Annotated in this window: 20 protein-coding genes and 2 pseudogenes; 8 read left to right on the top strand and 14 right to left on the bottom strand. The window is 45.6% G+C overall.

The genetic code is table 11. The annotated features are described in order from the left end of the window. The first annotated feature begins 9 nt into the window (after window positions 1-9). Entirely contained in the window at window positions 10-1,353 is a 1,344-nt protein-coding gene (locus PMG71_RS14065; protein ID WP_283754330.1) for a tetratricopeptide repeat-containing sulfotransferase family protein, read from the top strand. Window positions 1,354-1,539: 186 nt separating this feature from the next. Here PMG71_RS14065 and PMG71_RS14060 read toward each other — a convergent pair whose 3' ends face one another. From PMG71_RS14060 to PMG71_RS14030, 7 genes are all read right to left on the bottom strand, one after another. Then, a complete protein-coding gene (locus PMG71_RS14060) occupies window positions 1,540-1,878 on the bottom strand; it encodes a XisI protein (RefSeq protein WP_283754329.1) in 339 nt (112 codons plus the stop codon). Next, window positions 1,866-2,282 carry an element excision factor XisH family protein gene (locus PMG71_RS14055; RefSeq protein ID WP_283754328.1) on the bottom strand — a complete coding sequence of 139 codons (417 nt, stop codon included), beginning with the start codon at window positions 2,280-2,282 and terminating at the stop codon, window positions 1,866-1,868. Before PMG71_RS14055 ends, PMG71_RS14060 begins: the two co-directional genes overlap by 13 nt. 94 nt (window positions 2,283-2,376) lie before the next feature. Beyond that, on the bottom strand, window positions 2,377-3,237 hold the full coding sequence (locus tag PMG71_RS14050; protein ID WP_283754327.1) for an Rpn family recombination-promoting nuclease/putative transposase: 861 nt from the start codon (window positions 3,235-3,237) through the stop codon (window positions 2,377-2,379). Window positions 3,238-3,478: 241 nt separating this feature from the next. Beyond that, window positions 3,479-4,090 (bottom strand): glycosyltransferase family A protein, encoded by a 612-nt coding sequence (locus tag PMG71_RS14045; protein WP_283754343.1) that lies wholly within the window; start codon window positions 4,088-4,090, stop codon window positions 3,479-3,481. A gap of 10 nt (window positions 4,091-4,100) precedes the next feature. Further along, complete coding sequence (locus PMG71_RS14040) at window positions 4,101-5,576, bottom strand: glycosyltransferase family 4 protein (RefSeq protein WP_283754326.1); 1,476 nt, start codon at window positions 5,574-5,576, stop codon at window positions 4,101-4,103. A gap of 204 nt (window positions 5,577-5,780) precedes the next feature. Next, complete coding sequence (locus PMG71_RS14035) at window positions 5,781-8,033, bottom strand: glycosyltransferase family 4 protein (RefSeq protein WP_283754325.1); 2,253 nt, start codon at window positions 8,031-8,033, stop codon at window positions 5,781-5,783. Between the two features lie 110 nt (window positions 8,034-8,143). Then, the gene (locus tag PMG71_RS14030) at window positions 8,144-8,737 is read right to left on the bottom strand and encodes a hypothetical protein (RefSeq protein ID WP_283754324.1); all 594 of its coding nucleotides are present in this window, start codon (window positions 8,735-8,737) and stop codon (window positions 8,144-8,146) included. A 154-nt stretch (window positions 8,738-8,891) separates the two neighbouring features. On the opposite strand from PMG71_RS14030, the gene PMG71_RS14025 reads away from it, so the two are divergent. Beyond that, window positions 8,892-9,116: a hypothetical protein gene (locus tag PMG71_RS14025; RefSeq protein ID WP_283754323.1), complete on the top strand. Its 225-nt coding sequence runs from the start codon at window positions 8,892-8,894 to the stop codon at window positions 9,114-9,116. After that, window positions 9,106-9,519, top strand: coding sequence for a putative toxin-antitoxin system toxin component, PIN family (locus tag PMG71_RS14020; RefSeq protein ID WP_283754322.1), 414 nt, complete (start codon window positions 9,106-9,108; stop codon window positions 9,517-9,519). Before PMG71_RS14025 ends, PMG71_RS14020 begins: the two co-directional genes overlap by 11 nt. Before the next feature lie 175 nt (window positions 9,520-9,694). On the opposite strand, the gene PMG71_RS14015 is transcribed toward PMG71_RS14020, so the two are convergent. Together PMG71_RS14015 and PMG71_RS14010 are read right to left on the bottom strand one after the other, a co-directional pair. Next, window positions 9,695-10,021 carry a hypothetical protein gene (locus tag PMG71_RS14015; RefSeq protein WP_283754321.1) on the bottom strand — a complete coding sequence of 109 codons (327 nt, stop codon included), beginning with the start codon at window positions 10,019-10,021 and terminating at the stop codon, window positions 9,695-9,697. Further along, the gene (locus PMG71_RS14010) at window positions 10,018-10,515 is read right to left on the bottom strand and encodes a C39 family peptidase (RefSeq protein ID WP_283754320.1); all 498 of its coding nucleotides are present in this window, start codon (window positions 10,513-10,515) and stop codon (window positions 10,018-10,020) included. The genes PMG71_RS14015 and PMG71_RS14010 overlap by 4 nt, the downstream gene beginning before the upstream one ends. A 226-nt stretch (window positions 10,516-10,741) precedes the next feature. Here PMG71_RS14010 and PMG71_RS23940 point away from each other — a divergent pair. The 4 genes and pseudogenes from PMG71_RS23940 to PMG71_RS23935 all read left to right on the top strand — a co-directional run bounded on the left by PMG71_RS23940 (window position 10,742) and on the right by PMG71_RS23935 (window position 14,474). Then, window positions 10,742-10,960, top strand: a pseudogene (locus tag PMG71_RS23940) (toxin-antitoxin system HicB family antitoxin). 124 nt (window positions 10,961-11,084) lie between these two features. Further along, complete coding sequence (locus tag PMG71_RS14000) at window positions 11,085-13,847, top strand: AMP-binding protein (protein WP_430541013.1); 2,763 nt, start codon at window positions 11,085-11,087, stop codon at window positions 13,845-13,847. 55 nt (window positions 13,848-13,902) lie between these two features. Continuing rightward, window positions 13,903-13,986 (top strand): element excision factor XisH family protein, encoded by an 84-nt coding sequence (locus PMG71_RS24150; protein ID WP_430541012.1) that lies wholly within the window; start codon window positions 13,903-13,905, stop codon window positions 13,984-13,986. Between the two features lie 134 nt (window positions 13,987-14,120). Continuing rightward, a pseudogene (locus PMG71_RS23935) lies at window positions 14,121-14,474 on the top strand (element excision factor XisI family protein). Window positions 14,475-14,503: 29 nt separating this feature from the next. Here PMG71_RS23935 and PMG71_RS13985 read toward each other — a convergent pair. From PMG71_RS13985 to PMG71_RS13965, 5 genes are read right to left on the bottom strand one after another with little or no spacing between them, the layout of a single operon-like run. Next, window positions 14,504-14,935: an HNH endonuclease gene (locus PMG71_RS13985; RefSeq protein WP_283754316.1), complete on the bottom strand. Its 432-nt coding sequence runs from the start codon at window positions 14,933-14,935 to the stop codon at window positions 14,504-14,506. Next, window positions 14,935-15,339: a hypothetical protein gene (locus PMG71_RS13980; RefSeq protein ID WP_283754315.1), complete on the bottom strand. Its 405-nt coding sequence runs from the start codon at window positions 15,337-15,339 to the stop codon at window positions 14,935-14,937. Before PMG71_RS13980 ends, PMG71_RS13985 begins: the two co-directional genes overlap by 1 nt. Then, entirely contained in the window at window positions 15,336-16,085 is a 750-nt protein-coding gene (locus PMG71_RS13975) for a hypothetical protein (protein WP_283754314.1), read from the bottom strand. Before PMG71_RS13975 ends, PMG71_RS13980 begins: the two co-directional genes overlap by 4 nt. Then, window positions 16,085-16,483, bottom strand: coding sequence for a type II toxin-antitoxin system VapC family toxin (locus tag PMG71_RS13970; RefSeq protein ID WP_283754313.1), 399 nt, complete (start codon window positions 16,481-16,483; stop codon window positions 16,085-16,087). The genes PMG71_RS13975 and PMG71_RS13970 overlap by 1 nt, the downstream gene beginning before the upstream one ends. Beyond that, window positions 16,480-16,725 (bottom strand): AbrB/MazE/SpoVT family DNA-binding domain-containing protein, encoded by a 246-nt coding sequence (locus tag PMG71_RS13965; protein WP_283754312.1) that lies wholly within the window; start codon window positions 16,723-16,725, stop codon window positions 16,480-16,482. The genes PMG71_RS13970 and PMG71_RS13965 overlap by 4 nt, the downstream gene beginning before the upstream one ends. Before the next feature lie 501 nt (window positions 16,726-17,226). Here PMG71_RS13965 and PMG71_RS13960 point away from each other — a divergent pair. Further along, the gene (locus PMG71_RS13960; protein ID WP_283754311.1) at window positions 17,227-18,675 is read left to right on the top strand and encodes a UbiA family prenyltransferase; all 1,449 of its coding nucleotides are present in this window, start codon (window positions 17,227-17,229) and stop codon (window positions 18,673-18,675) included. Window positions 18,676-18,682 lie beyond the last annotated feature (7 nt).

Below are 18,682 nucleotides of genomic sequence, written 5' to 3'. Positions count from 1 at the left end.
AATGCTCCTATGTCCATTGAGCCACTGATTAACCATTATCAAAAAGCCTTACGGATTCATCCTCATTCCCCTAACGTTCATCTTCACTTAGGGCGATGTTATCAGCAACAGGGCCATATTGAGGAGGCGATCGCCGCTTACCAACGGGCGATCGAACTCCAGCCCGACTTTTATCCCGCTCACTATCACTTGGGGAAAATCTGGGAACAGCAACAGCAGTGGCAACGGGCGATCGAGTGTTACTTAAACGTCTTTCTTTCCTACCAAGAATTGCAGCCCATCGATCCTCTTTTGAAGCAAGCCTATAAAAGGATCGTGGAAATCAAAAAGAGCCGCCCACTTCCAGAAGCCATTGAGATTTACCAGCAAATCACTCAACAGCAACCTGATTCAGTCATAGCTCATGTAGATTTGGGAGATTTATACGCCCAACAAGGAGACTTAACTGCCGCCATTTCCGCATATCAGGCTGCCAGTTATCAGAAAGGATTAAAGTCTTCTCAGGATGGAGCTAACAACAATACAGCCCCCCTTTTTAAGGGGGGTTGGGGGGATCAAAATGCAGGGTATAGCAGCGAAAATTTCTGTAATCAATCCAATTCCACCTTGCGCCAACCCCATTTCCTGATTATTGGCATTGGCAAAGGTGGAACCAGTTCACTCTATCATTACCTGGTAAACCATCCTCAAATCCTTCCCGCCCTTAAGAAAGAAGTCTTCTTTTTTAATCAAAATCTCTCCTATGGATTAGACTGGTACTTAGCCCATTTCTCCCCCATTCCCAAAGATGCTAACCTGTTGACCGGCGAAGCCACCCCCTGGTATCTAGTTAGTTTTTATGCTGAACAGGAAGTCGCCCGTCTGTTTCCCAAAATTAAACTGATTGTGCTTTTACGCAACCCGGTGTTGAGAGCCTTTTCTCAGTATCAAATGAGAGTAGAATTTGAGAAAGAAACCAGAACTTTTTTAGACGTAATTACCTCCGAGATGGCAGCCATTAATCGTCTATCCCATCCCACTCTAGCGGATACTGAATATTGGCACAAAGAAAAAGGGGATTTGTTATTTGGCTTATACGTTTACTTTTTAGAGAAATGGATGGCTGTCTTTCCCAGAGAACAAATTTTAATCCTCCAAAGTGAAGACTTTTATGCCCATCCTGCCGCGACTTTAACTCAAGTGTTCGATTTCTTGGGCGTACCCGATTATCCTTTACCCGCATATCCCAATTATAATCCCGGATCGTATGCTCCCCTGGATGAAGACTTGCGCCAGATTCTAGCTGACTTTTTTCGCCCCCACAATCAGAGGCTAGAAGCGTATTTAGGGATGAAATTTAATTGGGATGAGTAGGGTGGGCAATGCCCACCTTACCTTAAATGTAAGTAATAAGGCATGTCTTGATCGGTAGGGGCGGGTTATACCCAAATCTTGTAGACTGACAACCATTTTTGTATTCATGTCCGCTTGCGGAAACCCGCCCTCCCTCACCCTGTCTCTAGAGTACGCAGAAAGTAGCCACCATTTAAGGATTTGATATTAAACCTTGGTAACCTGAAGGTGTTGGGGGCGAACAAATCCTAAAATAATATCTTCTTGAGGAATGCCTAATTCCATCAGTTCTAAAGCAATTCCTTTTTCTGTACCATCTACTTCAATCCAGATTTTTTTATTAACAATTCTTAGATGAAAGACCACAGCATGAACTCTTCCGGTTCGATCCCACCCGGTATCAATTAATAAATAGTTATCAGCACTTTCATCTCTAATGATTAGAGTTTCTATTTTTCCATGACTGGGTTGATATTGACCATGATTTTGAAGAACTTGGTTAATGATTTTGCGATAATCTTCTAAATTATTCTCTAGTTGAGCCATTGACGAATAACCTCCTGATCGGGATTAAAAACCATTAAGTGAATATTTTGATCGCTGAGAATGTCTTGAATCGCTGGTCTTTGAAAAAAATCGTTGTATACTTCCTCTGAAATAGCTAAAAACAGTTTGCGCTCTGGGCTAATACGGTTTAAAATACTTTGATACATATTGTACTGTCCTATGGCTTTTTGCAGTTCTGTGATTTGTGAAAGACTATTAAAGACTTTAATTTCAATCACAATTTTTTGTTCTTCTTTCTCTGCGGCGAATAATTTTTCTGCCCCCAAGTCTGCATATAGCCGTAGTCCTTTGTACTCTAGGGTATAAGGATCATCAGTAATTATCCACCCATCTTTGGTCAATGCATTTTTCACTTCATGATGATACAGGTCATATTGTGGCATAGTTTCGATTAAATATTGTATAGAATATCAGCACAGTAGTGGACTAGCAAGTAGGTTGGGTTCAGGAACGAAACCCAACCTACACTCTTACTGGCTATATTTCCTCACGTAAAGCGGCAATAACCTCCAAACTTAATTCCGTCAATTGTGCAATTTCCTCATCATTCATTTGACTCAATAATTTTCGAGCAAGGTCACGTTTTTCCTGTTCAATGCCTTGTTCAATGCCTTGTTCAATGCCTTGTTGAATCCCCAAAGCGATCGCCCCCTGTTGATCGTAAATAAACATTTCCCGACGCTCTAGCGCTTCTAGTTCCTCTGGTGTTAAACCCGCTTCATTGGCAATCTCAAAGGCTTGATGCAATTCTGGAATCTCATTGAGGGATTCGGGAATAGAGGTGAGCGATCGCGCAAATTTCATAAAGTAAATCCATTTATCGGTTAAAGTTTCAAGCTGATTTAAGTCTTTGTTAAACTTGGGTAATTCCACAAAGACTAACTCCAAGTCATTGTCAGGGTAGTTCCATCCTTCTGATTTCTCTCGATAAACGAAGCGAGAAATGAGTTGAGTGCGTTTAGGAAACATCTCAAAATCCGTAATTGTCAAAGCAATCACGGGTTTGAGCATTCGATAGCCTTGCCCTTTTTGCAGTTGAAAGGCATAAGATTTTGCCGCATTAAATAAGACTCGCTTGCCAAAAGACTCAACATTTAAGACCTGCATTTCAATAATCACCAGTGTACCATCACTGAGAGTCGCTCTGACATCCAGATAGGTATCTTTCAACCCTTCCAGTTGAGGCGGTAAGTTGGGATTAATGATTTCTAGATCTTTGATGGTAGAATTCCCTTCATAGACTAAACCATTTAGAAAGCTGATTAAAATATTCTTGCTTTGAGTTGAGCCAAAGATTTTCTTGAAAGCATAGTCGGTTTTGGGGTTAATAAATTCCATAGGGATTGCACCTTAACCTTTTGCATCAATTCCAGTAGGGTGGGAAATGCCCACCTACCTTGCAATTCTAGCGCATGGCTTGATTATTCTGAATTTGCGCCTGGAGTGCCTCCAATTCCTTTTGGGTTTCGATGGCGGTTTGCATCCAAGCTTGGGACTGGGAGGCTAAAGCTTGATAGCGGGTTTTCTCTTGATGAAGTTGCCAAAGTTGACTGGATTGACTGGACTGTAATTGTGAGAGTTATTCAACTCCGGTGAGCAGAAGATTAAGCTGTCGTCGAGTCCATTTTTCGGGTTCAATTTGTGATAAATATTGGCGGAGATAATACCGTTCCTTGGGTAGGTTTTCTGGTGCAATTCTCCCTTCTGCATCTGAACCACTCAGGTAGAGGGGATAGGGATAGTAGGCAATGGTGCGATCGGTGGCGATCTCCGCCGCTAAAAGCTGCCAGTTTAAGGCTTGTATATTTCGCACTTCACAGTAAGGGAATTCTTGCAAGAACTCTAGGGAAAACAAGGCACACAAATCTTGATTTTGATTCAAGTCTAAGAGTTTGAGCAAGGAGCCATCATGACCATTCGATACTTCTAGATCCGGGTCTAGTTTCATCTCTGGAGACATGACAATGGCTGCATCAGATTGGGCGATAATGCTCACCCAGCGTTCAACCATATCCGGAAAAGCCAGGCGATCGCTACTAAACGGTAAGAAATACTCTCCCGTTGCCAGCTTAACTAAATGATTATAACCATAGCCCAATGTTTGATTCACCTCAAGTTCAACTCTGCGAGCATGAGGAAACTGTTCTTCAGGGAACCTTTCATCCATTACACCAGAATCTGCAATCAGAATTTCTAGATTGTCATAGGTTTGTGCGGCTAAACTCTCTAGACACTCTGCAAGAAGTTGGCGATCGGAATTGCCGATGACACCGATAGTAATGCGAGGTGTTTTCAGGGGGGTTAGGAGCCGACTGTAGGAATGCTTCACTCATAAGTTCGAGTCTTTGATTCAGGAGTTTTTTATTGGTTTGTTCTAGAAGGGAGCGATCGGGAGCAGCAGGAGTTTCAGGATAGGCTAACATGGACTCCCGAAGTCTACCGGCTAAGGAATAGGCATCTCCTGGCTCAAACCAGCGCAAACCTTCTGTTCTGGCAATCAGATCTAAGGTTTCTTGAAACCCTCCCGTATTCGACACCACCAGAGACACCGGCAATTGTCCCATTTCCAAGGCAGCATTGGGAAAGTTTTCTTGAAGACTACACAGACAAACAATAGGGTGGGGCAGATGATTGACTAATTCCAAGGCTTCCTGACTAAATAAATCTGGTAAAATTTGATAAGAAAATTTTCCTTGTAATTGGCGATCGATATAGGCTTGACTATCCAATCCTTTCAGAGCCGTTGATTCTAAAGAAATGATTCGACCCAAGAATAAAATCTCTATCTTTTTAGCCCAATCTGACTCTAGTAACTGCAAGGCTTCTACAAAACTACAGAGTCCTTTTCTCTCCTCTAAACGACCAAAAAAGATAACGGAGATCTTGTCATTGTCTGGTTGAGCCAGGGGTTGAGGGGATAAATCAAGAAGGGGAATAAAATAGGGTAAATGAACTGCATGAGCCGTTTTCCAACCATAACCTTCCACCTTAGATTTGAGAAAGTAAGAGGGAAAACAAGTCAGATCCGCCTGTTCATAGGAATATTGTTCATAGTGATAGGCTTGCCAAAACCACTGGGGATAATCAATCTTATAGCGACTGTTGGTTTCTCGTAACCATTCAAAACCGCCATGATCGGTTACTCCCAGTAAACAATGATTGCCTAGTAAACCCGCTCGTTTGGCTTGAAGGGTACGATAACCAAATCCCCAAATGACTGGAAATTCAACATAAATCACAGCTTGGGGAAAGGCAGTGGCGATCGCTTGAGTGAAGAATAAACAACAAAAACTGTCCGCATCAAAGCTTTGACTGACTCCATTTTCCTGGGTGTGGGCTAAAATGGCTTCGTGAATGGGTTGCAGTTGCAGTACCGTTGCCACTTCACCCGCAGAAAATACGCGATCGACATTGGGGGTTTTAGAGACTCCTTGAAATGGTTCTTCGCTCTGGCATAATAATAAAATAATCAACCAATTTTCCCCGGCGAGTTTTTCACTCAAAGCCGTGTAGTATGTGCCAATCCCCCCATTTTTAGAGAAGCCTTCAAATTCGTTGGTAGCTAAGATAGCAATTTTTTCACTCTTAGGGTTCAATTGTTCTAGAAATTGAGGATGAAAAGAGAGTTGAGATCTCTGAGGAGAGATCAAAGATTGGATAAAAGTGTCTGATGGCATGATCGTGAATCGATGAATTAGCTTTTTCTTATTTGAATTAATGCCCTCTCCCTAATCCCTCTCCCACGGGAGAGGGACTTTCCCCTTCTCCCTTCGGCTAGGCTCAGGGCAACGCCTGCGGGAGAAGGGGCTGGGGGATGAGGGGCAGCCATTACATAACTCATTTAGGTTTGCTATATATAGTGTGAAACAACGGTTTACCCATTACCCATTACTGCGCTTGCGCTGCAAGAGTTGAGCTACTGTGGGAATATCAAGCACCTCGCCAAAGGTTTTTCTCGCTTGCTCCAATTCTTGTTGTGCTTTTTCATAATTGCCTAAATGAATAAACGCCATCACTTTAGCCGCAGCAATATTAGCACGTAAGGGTTTATGAACGATTTCCATGGAATATTCAAAGGCTTGATGGATCTCTTCATCGGAAAAAATGTGGAATGGAGGATCGAAATCCCACATCGCTGAAGCCTGGGGTAAAGGGTTAACATATTCAAAGACGGCAGCTTGATAAAGATTCTTATAATGGTTGAAATAGGGTCTCAGTTTGTAAATCAAGACATGAATCCAGGATTCATAGTAGTGAGCAAAATCATTATAGTGAACTAGGGATTTATGGGGAATCAAGTGGGGATAAAAATCGCGAACAATACTTTTGGTGAGTCCCCAGCTTTTCATCGCATCCACAAATAAATATTCAATGGGTTTCTGTGGCTGCCAACCGATCTTCATCACGTCTCCCGGATAAACAGCGATTAAGGAATTCCAGGGATCGATTCTGTGCATAAACTCATCCATAAAATTATCTTCCTGCTGATATTTGCCTTCGATCTCTGTTTCTTTTACTGAGGCTTCCATATAGGGATGCCAAACAAAGAGATCGTAAGCGTGAATCCGGTTGAATTTGAGGGCTACCTGACGATTTTTTTCTAATCCTTGAGCAAGAGAAATGGTGGCCGAGCCGAGCCAACAGCCTACATCAACCATTTCCCCTTGACCTGAATATTGATGTTCTCCATACTCTCGCAGAAAAATTTGCTCTTGAGCAGATGTCATTCCCAATAAGAAAGCGTCGGAGCGAGGAGAACGCTGATTAGGTGGAAATCGGGCCTGTTTGATATACTCTAGTTTGTGGTTGAATAAAGACTGATTGATGTCAGCTAAAAATTTCTGGGATGGGGGAGAAGGCCTTTCAGGATAGGCAGCAATAGCATGGGTTATTTGTGAAGCGAGGGATGAAGAATTGCCAGGATTAAACCATCGGATACCATCAGAGCGATCGATTAAATTCAAGGGTTCTCGAAATCCTCCTGTATCTGATACGATTAGACTTACCGGAAGTTGTCCCATTTCTAAGGCACTGTTGGGAAAGTTTTCTTGAGGACTGGTTAAACAGACAATAGCAGGGGCAAGTTCTTGAACGAGGGCGATCGCCTCCTGGCTAAATAAATCAGAGAGGAGTGTATAATCCCAGTGGTCTCCAAGGTGTTGTTCAATATACTGTTGACTATCTAGGGAGTGTGAAGATTGAGCCTCAAGGGGGACAATTTTTCCTAAGAAGAGAATATGAATTGACGATCGCAGGGATGGCTCTAAGATTTTAATAGCTTCCACAAACGTCAGCAGTCCCTTGCGTTTCTCTAACCGGCCAAAAAAGATCAGGGGAATGTGTTCTCGCTTAAGATTCAGTCCCAGTTTTTTCAATAGGGGGCGATGGGGGTTGAGGGGGGGAACCAAGGAAAAGCAATAGGGTAAATGGAGCGCGTGAGCCGTTTTCCAGCCATAGCTACTCACCTTTTCAGCCATAAAAAACGAGAGAAAAAAAGCCCGATCCGCATTCTCAAAGCTATATTGCTCGTAGGTATAAACTGTTCTAAACCAATTCCAGCGATCGCCCAGAATATAGTTTTCGTGAGCTTCATTCAACCACTCTTGACCGCTATGCAAGGTCACAGCAGTGATACACTGTTGCCCCAAGAGACCCGCTCGTTTGGCTTGAATGGTGCGATATCCTAAGCCACATAAGTCGGGAAACTCGATGTATAGCAGTACCTCTGGACAAGAAGCAGCCAAAGCTTGCACAAAAAACAGAATTTTGTAGCTTTCTGACTCCACCCACTGCCAAGGTTGAAACTGGGCTAAAATGCCAACATGAACCGGCAAAAGCTCTAAACACTCTTCTACTTCATGAACTGAAAAAATACGATCAACATAAGGAACCGTAGATTTTCCTTGAAACCGGGTTTTACTTTGACACAGCAACAGAATGAGATGAACCTTTTCACCCATCGTAGCCAGCTTTTCACTCAATGTCCGGTAATAGGTTCCAATGCCCCCATTCTTAAAAATTCCTTCATATTCAGGAGTAACGAGAATCACAACCGGTTCCTGATGAAGAGAGAATTGCTCTCGACACCAGGGCTGAAATTTGATCTCAAAAGAATTAACAGAGAGTTGATTCATATAGCGCTTTGCACGGTCATTGGTAATGGGTAATGGGTAATAGGTAATAGGTAATGGGTAATGGGTAAGCCATTTTTCACCCCATCCCCCCATCTCCCCATCTCCCCATCCTACCGCAAAGCACCATAACGCTCTTTAACGATCTCAGTCAGCCGTGCTTGTTGTTGTTGAGATATCATGCCATTGAGTTCTGTAATTTTCTCTTGCAACTGATTTTCTGACGCAGCCCATTGGGTTTGAACTTCCTTTAATTTCTGTTCAAGCAATTCCAATTTTATTTGAGTTTGACTGTAGTCAGACTTCAGTGTTTGCAACTGCGCTTTTGTTGCTTTTAATTGCTCCTCATACTGTTGTAAAGCCACCGTTTTGATCTGAGAGTTTTCCTGGCACTGGTGCAGTTCATCCTTGACTCTTTCTAACTGCTCGTTCATCTCTTGTCTCTGAGCCTCAGATTGAGCTAATTGAGCTTCGAGTTGAGTGCGCGAGTGTTCCCATTGAGCTTTAGCTTCCAACCCTTGTAACTTCATCGTCTCCCCTTCAGCTTGAGTTTGCTGTAATTGTTCCTGAGACTGTTGCAATTGAGCTTGAGTTTGCTTGAGTTCATCATACAATTGCTGTGCCGTCAGCATCCAACCTTGAGACTGGGGAGAGAGTACCTGGGGTTGGGTTGTAGAAGAATCATCATTTTGTTCGAGTTTATCCATACCAGCGATCCTACATCAGTTATCATGGTAGTGGCTTGGCCATGCCTACCCAGACTTAACTCCAACATAACCCAAATCGGCGATCGGGTTTCAATATCCCCCTGTGTGGATGCCTGGCAGCAGCATTTTTCATCTATTTGACCAAGAGATAGCAATGACCTCCAACACCTATCAACTCCCTTTAACATTTGAACAAATCTTAATTCTGGTTCAACAACTTCCTCAAGACGAGCAAATCCAGCTCAAACAAGAAATTGAGAAACGAATAAACTTCAAAGAGAAAGATTTGCTAACTGTTTTTGACGGCATTGGCAAAAATGCTCAACAAAGAGGATTAACTGAAGAAATTCTACAGGAATTACTTGCGGATGAGTCCTAAACTGATTGTGATTGACACCAATGTTTTAATCAGTGCGGTTTTGAGTCCTGAAGGAACTGCACGAAAAGCTTTGAATCGAATTTATCACCAGTTTAAAATTGCTCAAAGTGATGAGACGTATCAGGAATTAGTGACTCGAATTTACAAGCGTAAGTTCGATAAATATATTGCGGATGAAGAACGAGAAGATTTCTTGAGTGTGATTAAACATTATAGTCAATTTGTCAAAGTGGAATCTCAAGTTGAAATTTGTCGAGATGTTGATGATAATAAATTTTTAGAGTTGGCAATTGATGCTAATGCTGTATTTCTGATTACGGGCGATCGCGATTTACTCTCCTTAAAATCTCAAATTGAGTATCAAAATCTGATTATTACTCCTAGAGAGTTTTTGGAACAGTAAACATATAGAGTGGTAAGGTAGACATTGCCCACCCTACCTAATCCCAATGAAATCTTCTACCTAAATAGTCTTCTAGTTCTTGATTATATTGCAGCTTCTCTCACTCAACACTCTGAACACAATCGTTGTTTTTCTCAACTACAATCTGCAAAATTAGGACAGGTTCACAAGTGCCTCAGTAAATTGCAGTTTTGGCTTGGTAAAATTGTTGTTGCTGGGCGATCGCTTCTTCTGGGGTGAAAAAGTATCCCACCTCCACAGGGAAATCTACAGCTTTTTTGTAATAGACATCTGCAACCAATTGTCCTACCAAGGCAGCGATCGGTTGATTAAATCGAAAGAATTGACCAAATCTGCGATCGCCTCCCACCACCACAAATGGTTCTTGAGTCGAGGTTTCCACAGTAAAACTAAACTCCTGCTGGTCATTCCCCACAGACATCAACACTCGAAAATCTTGAGTGCCTTGGATCGACTGGATTGAAAGTACCTTAGTATTCATAGATTAGTTTCCTGATAAACTCCTCTTGTATTCCAATAATTAAAAAAGTCTTCTGCTTTCATTTTGTATCTTGTTCCGTCCCAAGGATCTCGAATCAACACTTTTCCCGATGAGTCAATGCCATCAACGACCACTAAATGAGCAATGGGATTTCTAAATTCTTTCATTTCTGCGGCCCAAGACCCTTTAGCGATTAATCTCTCAAAAATCGTAGAGATCGACGCTAAATCTGACACGAAATTTCCGCCTCGCCATTCTCCAGTTTTACTGACATCCAGCAAATTAAGAGCTTGTGCCAAAACCCGAACATCTACTGGAGTTCCGGTTTCTTGGGCGATCGCTGATTGATAAATTTGATCAATCCCCCGGTCTTTCAAAAGCATTTCCCCACAAGCTGGCCCACAAGAAAAATTATCTTGCTGCCGAACAACATTGGGATCGGGTTTTTCATCAATTGCCCGCCAAAAGCCCCCCGCACCTGACAGTTCTGGCATTTATTAACACTTGAAAATTTTGAATTGACGGTTCAATCATATCACCGCCGCGATTATAGCTCATTTTTGAGGTTATGGGAGAGTGAAGCCCCTCATCTATCCGAAGGATGATGAGCGGGTGTATTCACGGGGAGCGATCGCCATGCCACCTCCCTCATAATGGCGTATCTGCTATCATTGGCTCATGTCTGGCCAACTTGTAATTGACACCAACGTTAAGGACAACATGGCAACTTTAACGATTCGTTTACCCGATGACAAACATTCTCGCCTGAAAGCATTAACTCAATCTCGTGGCATTAGTGTAAATAAACTGATGGAATAATTATCGACCCTGGCACTGGCTGAGTTTGATGCTCAGACACGCTTTCAAACCTTGGCAATGCAGGGTGAGGTAGCGCGGGGTTTAGACATTCTAGATCGGTTAGATGCTTTGAATCAATGAGGTAGGGTGGGCAATGCCAGCCGTACCACTAAGAGTAATGAATAGAGTTAAATTTGAGGATAATTGCACCAGAGCCGATCGCGTAGCGTCTCCAGAGAAAAATCGCTGTGATTCCTTGGTAGATATGCTCCGCGTTCGCGCAGCATCTCGGAACGATACCCCAGCCTATACCTTTCTCAAAGACGGTCAAACCCCCACCGAAGAAGTCACATTGGGTGAACTCGATCGCCGAGCCAGAGCGATCGCGGCATTACTCCAAGCCCATTGCAACCCAGGCGATCGCGTCCTGCTGGTGTATCCCCAAAGCATTGAGGCGATCGCCGCCTTCTTGGGCTGTCTTTATGCGGGTGTAGTCGCCATTCCAGCCCCAGCACCAGAAATGACCCGGCTAAAGCGAGTGTTGCCGAGGTTAGAGGCGATCGCGGTAGATGCGGGAGCAACGCTGGTGCTGACGACAACCGGGGTGACACGGGCGAACAATGGGTTAGATTTTTCGGCTCGGACAGTAGTGAAATCTTGGTGCGATCCTCGGTCTGAAGTGCTGGGCGATCGACCCACCCTATTCTTGCACCAATTCCTCACCGGGGGTCATCTCGCCACTGCTGCGCCCCACCTGACAGCTTTACCTTGGCTGGCTACGGACAAGTTCGGCGACTCCTTAGCGATGCACTGGCAGCCTATTTCTCCTCAAGGCAGCGACCTAGCCTATCTGCAATACACCTCCGGCTCGACTTCTACACCTAAAGGGGTGATGCTTGACCATGACAATCTGATGGGGCATTTAGCCGCCTTGCAGCAGGCCGGAGGTTACACCGCCGAGAGTGTCACCGTAACTTGGATGCCCTACTTCCACGATTACGGTTTAGTCGAGGGGATGCTGTTGCCCCTGTATAACGGCACACCCTGTTATTTGATGTCACCGACGGCGTTTATCAAACGACCCTTACGCTGGTTAGCCGCTATTTCTCGCTATCGTGCTACCCACAGCCAAGCGCCGAATTTTGCCTATGCCTACTGTGTGCGGCGCATTGCCCCAGAAGACTGTGCTGACCTCGATCTCAGCAGTTGGCAAGCGGCGAGCATTGGGGCAGAACCGATTAACCCGAAGGTGATGGATGAGTTTGGTGCGGCGTTTGCGGGTTGTGGGTTTCAACGACGGACGTTTGCTCCCGCTTATGGGTTGGCAGAGGCGACATTGGTGGTGACGATGAGCCGCAAGGGAGAAGAGCCGAAGTCTGTTGAGTTAGCGGACTTGTCGGGGCGTTGGGTAAGTTGCGGGCGGGTGTTACCGGGGACACAGGTGGAGATTGTCAACCCGGAGACCGGGCGACGTTGTGGGGTGGATGAGGTGGGGGAAATTTGGGTGGCTAGTGCGGGGGTGGCGCGGGGCTATTGGCAGCGTCAGGAGGAGACGGACGCGACGTTTGGAGCGGTGTTGGCGGATACGGGGGCAGGCAGGTTTTTACGGACGGGGGATTTGGGATTTCTACGGGCGGGTGAGTTATTTGTCACTGGGCGATTGAAGGATTTGATTATTGTTCGGGGTGAGAATTATTACCCCCAGGATATTGAGTGGGCGGTGGAGCGCTGTCATCCGGCGCTGCGTCCTGATGCGGGGGCGGCGTTGGCGGTGGAAGCGGACGGTGAGGAGCGCGTGGTGGTGGTGTGGGAGTGTGAGGCGAAAAGGGTTGGGAGTCTCGAACCGGAGGCGATTTTGGCGGCGGTGCGATCGACCGTGGCGGAACAGTTCGAGTTGCCGATGCAGGCGGTGGTGTTGCTGAAACGGGGCAGCATTTTCAAGACTTCGAGCGGTAAGATTCAGCGTCGGGCTTGTCGTCAGGGATTTTTAGCGGGGCAGTTGGCGGAGTTGGCACGGTGGGAGATGGGACAGGATGAGGGTTTGACAGTGGATAGGGTTGAGGGGAGTCCGTTGCTGGTGTCGGTGATGGAGATTTGGCAGCAGGTGTTGGAAGTTCCTACGGTTCGGGAGACAGATAACTTTTTTGAGTTGGGTGGGGACTCCCTAAAGGCGGCAATGTTGATTGCTGAGATTGAGTGTCGGTTACGGATATATTTGCCATTATCATCACTGGCTCAAGCCTCCACTCCTCAAAAATTGGTTGAGTTAATCCGATCGCAGGATGAATTTAAGTCACCGTTAATTCCGATTCGCACCACAGGTTGCAAACTACCGTTCTTTTACATCGGTGGTGGTAGCGTAGGCGTTGAGCAATTGCTCTCCTATTTAGACCCAGAACGTCCGGTTTACGGTTTTCGGGCGATCGACTTCCACGAGTCCAGCGAATCGTTGACGACGATGGAGGCAGTGGTTCAGTATTACCTTGATGCACTTTTGGCGGGTTACCCCGATCGCCCCTATTTGCTTGGCGGTCGCTGTTTTGGCGGGAATGTAGCGTTGGCAATGGCGGGTGAGTTAAAGCGACGGGGGAAAACGGTACTGCTGGTGACGATGGCAGATAGTCATAATCCGGTTTGGACAGAAGAACAGAAGCAAGCATTGACAGAGCATTGGCAGACTAAAGGTAGTGTCGATTTACGAAAAAAACACAAAAAAATGGGTTTGAGTCACGCCATGAGCGATCGCCTAGTGAAGCGTCTGGAACGTCATCGCACCATTCTGAAAGATTACCAACCTCAGCAGTATTCGGGGCGCGTGGTCTATTTTTCAGCAGAAGAAAATCAGGAGTTAGGCTTGACTCGGTTTGACCCCATGCAGCCAGAGGGTTGGAAGGATTGGGTTACAGGTGAGTTTGAGGTGGTCAAGGTTCCTGGACGACATGGCACATATCATAATCCGCCTCATGTTGAGGTGTATGCCTGGAAGCTCAATGCTTGTTTGGAGGCGATTGAAACCCAGGCATTTTAATCAGAGCGCGATCGCTTTATGGTATGAGTAGTGGTAAAATAGACTTGATTCGAGTATGCCAGCTAAAGATATATTCCATCCTACCGTTAAAACAGCCCTCGAAAAAGATCAATGGACAATTACTGACGAGTTCTGGTAGGGTGCGTTAGGCGCTTTTTAAAAGTTGAATCAAGAGCCATAAATTGAGTCAGCGCCGTAACGCACCAAAACCCTTGGAATCGGTGCGTTACTCAAGTTATTGATTTTTAATCCAGAGCAAGAGGAGATTGTGACATGGAGAGATTAAATTATCCAGAAATTGTCCAAAATATCCTAGAAGGTCATGCCAAGAATAGCTCAAATCGCCAGACCGAAGTTCAATTGTTATTTGACCCGGAGCGCGATCGCGTAGCGTCTCCGTAGGAGAATCGCTATCAACTGATGAATATAGGTTGGCAAGGGCTAACGCGAGTCTTTGGTTGTATTATTTATGTGGAAATAAAAGAGGGGAAAATTTGGATCGAACGGGATGGGACGGAAATTGGGGTGGCCAATGAATTGGTCGAAGCGGGCGTTCCTAAACAGGATATCGTTTTGGCTTTTAAGGCTCCATATAAACGCAAATTTACTGACTTTGCTGCGAGTTGAGCTTACTTTTTAAAAAAGGATGAAGTCAGTCAATCTACTTGAGGCGGATGCCACCCCCACTTCACCCAAATTGCTCTAGCGGCAACAAGATCATCATTATTGAGACGAAGTACCGCTACAGTTACACGACCCATCGGCGTTAACCCCTGAACAAGAGTCCCGCTTTCATCCCAAGCGAAATGCTCAGACCAGTTATGTTCTCTTGGATTGAATAACATAACCTCTGTTTGAGTTTCAGGATCGAAACCTGACGTTCGAGCGCCCTTGAATTCATTACATCGGTAGCAAGCAGCCGCTAGATTTTCCATCGTCTCAGAGCCTTTTAGGGCTTTAGGTTGGACATGATCGATGACAAGGGGCATACCCGTCAATCGCATTGAACTCTGGCAATATTCACAACGAAACCCTGCACGCGCCCAGATTTGTTGCCGGACTTGCTTTGATAAGTTTGTCATTGTCATCACTCAGAAAGTTCGATCTCCTCTAGTTCAGGCATCGGATAGCCCCTTGTGCCTAAAATATCCCAAGCGTAGGCTTTGCGTAACATCAGCCGATCCGCTTTGAGTCGCAAGTCCTGTAGCTCTAAACGTTCTTGGGGTGTGATCGTCCCGTTTTGGTTGCTCTCCAATAAGCTTTCGTGACGCAATTGATGAGAATTGCTAACCGTTTGCTGGGCGATTTTGAGGAGTTGAGCTTGGGAATAGCTCTGCATTTGTTGCAGTGTGCTTTCTTCTGTGCCAGATAAGTAGGATAGAATGCACTCAAGGGTAAGAGATTCTGGTGAAGACTGGTTTTGATGGGCTAAAGCTGTAAGCTTGTGAAAGATGGTTTCAGACAACTCTATCGTGAGTTTGTAGGTACTCATGGCAAGCAATTTACTGATGTTTTCTCAGTTAGTTTAGCGTTTTTAGATAAAACAGGACATTCAAAACCTACGGGAGATGGGCAAATCTGGTTACTCATATTTGTAAAGGGTGTAGTTCTGGTAGTTCTGGTAGTCAGCGCCGTAACGCACCAAAACCCTTGGAATCGGTGCGTTACTGTGAAATAGCGCAGTTCTTTGGCGACGGTTGGCAGTATTTGGGGATGTTGACTTAGGTAGTGATAGAGCGAGGTTGTGCCGCATTTCCACAGGCCAATGATGAGAAAGTTGGGCGGGTGCTGTCGTCGTGCTGTCCAAGCCTTCTCGATGAGTTCGGGGTAATGGGGCGCGAGGATGGCACGATAGGACTGATGGAGAAAATTTCGGGCGCGTTCTGGTTTTCCTGAGTAACGATAGGCGGTGGCGAGGAGTAAGCCAGTGAAACCCCGATTGGGATAGTGAGGCGTGTTTGGCTCGATGATATCGATGGTGCGATCGCAAAATTCGAGCAGTCTAGGGGATTCGAGACGAGCCAGGTGTTGCAGACCGAAGTATAAGCGCCAGTGATGCCATTGTGCCTGGGGATTGAGCCTGTGGGCTTGGAGGTAATGTTCCATTGCTTGGGGCATATCCCAGAGCGTCCAGTGGAGAGCCGCGATGCGTTCTTGGATTTTCGCGGGGTGGGGGGAGAAGGTTAGGGCTTTGTGGTAGTGGTTGAGGACGGCTTGGGTGTGGGACTGGGTGGGCATCAGCGTAGTAGGTTGATTCCTTCCGACTGACCTAGTTTTACATCAAACGAAGCGGTTTCATGGCAACCGGATAATTGATTAATGCGGGTAATCAAATAGTCAGAAAAATCAGCATTTCCTGTTTTCATTTGCTGAATTGACCATGAGATGGCTTCTCGATTTTCAAAAACAAACAGATTGGCATTGAAAAGATTTTCTAGGGTCGTAATCAGGGTTTCTCGGTTGAGTTTATAGCGACTGCGTAAAACCCAAGCGACTTCACACAGCACAATGTTATTAATCAAGCAGGGTTCATTGTCTTGTAATGCTTGCTCGATATACTGATTGGCTATCTGCCATTGTTGTTCATCATCTCGGACTAAAAAACGTATAATGACGTTAGTATCTAATCCCTTCAAACTGACTCTCCTGCACAATCTAAGATTGCCCTATCCATCTCTTCTAAGGAAACTGGTTCCCGTCCTTCTTGATAGAGGATACCCGATAAGGTACGAACATCAATTTTGGCTGGCTCTAAATAGACTTTACCATCGGGGGAAATGGCAAGATGAATGGAGTCACCGGGTTTGAGTTGCAACCAGTTGATAATTTCTGGAGGTAGAACAATTTCCCCAGAAGGAGTCATTTGAGTGAGTGCCATGATTGAATCATAATCGGGTTAGCGAGACACGGTTATTTTAACCTGTTGAAAAACGGGATAAGAAACCGGATTTATAATGGGTGTGTTGGCGATCGCGTAATGTATCGACTACGCACTCAATTTAAGGTAGCATAAATGCAACCGATACCTCCATCGATCTATTTAGCATTAGCGTAGTGCCGTGACCGCGCTAAAATGGTGGGTTACGGCGGATTGATAGATTGCTGTCAGAGTCTAGGTTTTAGCCGCCTAACCCACCCTACACTAATGCCCTATTGTAGTGCGGTCACGACAGTAGGGTGCGTTAGCGGGGCAATCAATGAGGCCGGAGTCCAGTTAATTGAGTTTCCCGCGTAACGCACCAAAACCCTCAAATTGTGGGAATTGGTGCGTTACTCATCAAATTGATTGGATTTTATTCAATATTAAAAAAGCGCCTAACGCACCCTACGGGAGTATTGCTATTCTTGAATATACCAATGTGATCTTAATTGCTCGTCTATGAAAAAAAAACACATTCATAAAATCTACGATCGCAATTACGCCCAAAACTACAACCAACGCTTCCTGCTCAACGACCTATCGAAAATCGATGCTGACTTTGAGCAGGAAACCATCGCTCAACTCTTAGATGAAATTGGTGATAATCCCCAATGGCTTGATGTTGCCTGCGGGACAGGCTACTTTTTAAGTTGTTTTCCAGAGATTAAGCGGGCGGGTTTAGATATTTCTCCGGCAATGCTGGAAACTGCCCGACAAGCTAATCCTAGTATTCCGCTTATTCAAGGTGACTACAGAGATAAGCGACCAGAGTGGGAAAGCAAGTGGGACTTGATTTCTTGTATGTTCTGGGCTTACTGCTATGTTGAGTCTTTCTCTGAGTTAGAGCTAGTAGTAGCAAATTTTGCGAATTGGACATCAGAGCGAGGTGTTTGTTTTTTGCCAGTATGCGATCCGGCTGAGTTAAGACATGGTGAGATTGTGCTTCCCTATACTTCTAGAAATATGGGAGCAGGTGGCGGCTTATATCGCTTTGAAGGAATTATCTGGAGTTGGATAGATGAAGAATTTGGAAAGCATCATCTAAATCTAATTGTTCCGCAGCCAGAGTATATGCTTTCACTGTTTGGCAAGTTTTTTGAAGATGTAAAAATAATCAATTATGCAATTTTTAATGGAGCGCAAAGAAAAGCAATAGTAGCTCGTTCTAAAAAACGTAGAATCGATAACCCAAAAGCCAACTTAAACATACAAAAATTAATTCGCTCCCAAGAATGGTGGCTTTACAAAATCGCGCCCCTCCTCACCATCGCCTACGCCGAAACCCTCCTCCTCCAACTCCCGCCCACAACCGCCACCCTCACCACCCTCACCGCCCTCCTCTCCATCACCTCCGTTGCCGCCTACGGCTACCTCCTCAACGACATCTGCGACATCGAAACCGACCAAAAAGCCAACAAACCCAACGCCGCCGCCCAACTCCAACCCTGGCAACGCCTCCTCCTTTGCCTCCTCTTCCTGAGCATCGGCTTCGCTGCCCCCCTCCTCACCCACCTCGGCACAATTCCCCTCGCCCTCCTTACCGCCAACTACCTGCTCCCCACCCTCTACTCCGTCCCGCCCCTACGCCTGAAAGAACGGGGCATCTGGGGCATCCTCAGCGATGCCGCCGGAGCGCACCTCGTCCCTACCCTGTTCGTCGCCGCCCCCCTCCTCAGCCAAACCCCCGACCCACCCCGCAACGCCCTCCTCTTCACCGGAATTGCCGCCACCCATGCCTTTTTCGTCGGGCTGCGCGGCATTTTGCTGCACCAACTCTGGGATCGCGCCAATGACCTCAACGCCGGAATCACCACCTTTGTCACTCAACGCCAACCCGAAACCGTCCAACGGTGGATTAACCGCCTCGTCTTCCCCGTTGAACTCCTCTTGCTTGGTGGTGTCCTCTAAATGATGT

Origin of the sequence: Roseofilum acuticapitatum BLCC-M154, from assembly GCF_030068475.1 — a bacterium.
GTDB lineage: Bacteria > Cyanobacteriota > Cyanobacteriia > Cyanobacteriales > Desertifilaceae > Roseofilum > Roseofilum acuticapitatum.
This window is presented reverse-complemented; position numbering and strand designations above follow the sequence as displayed.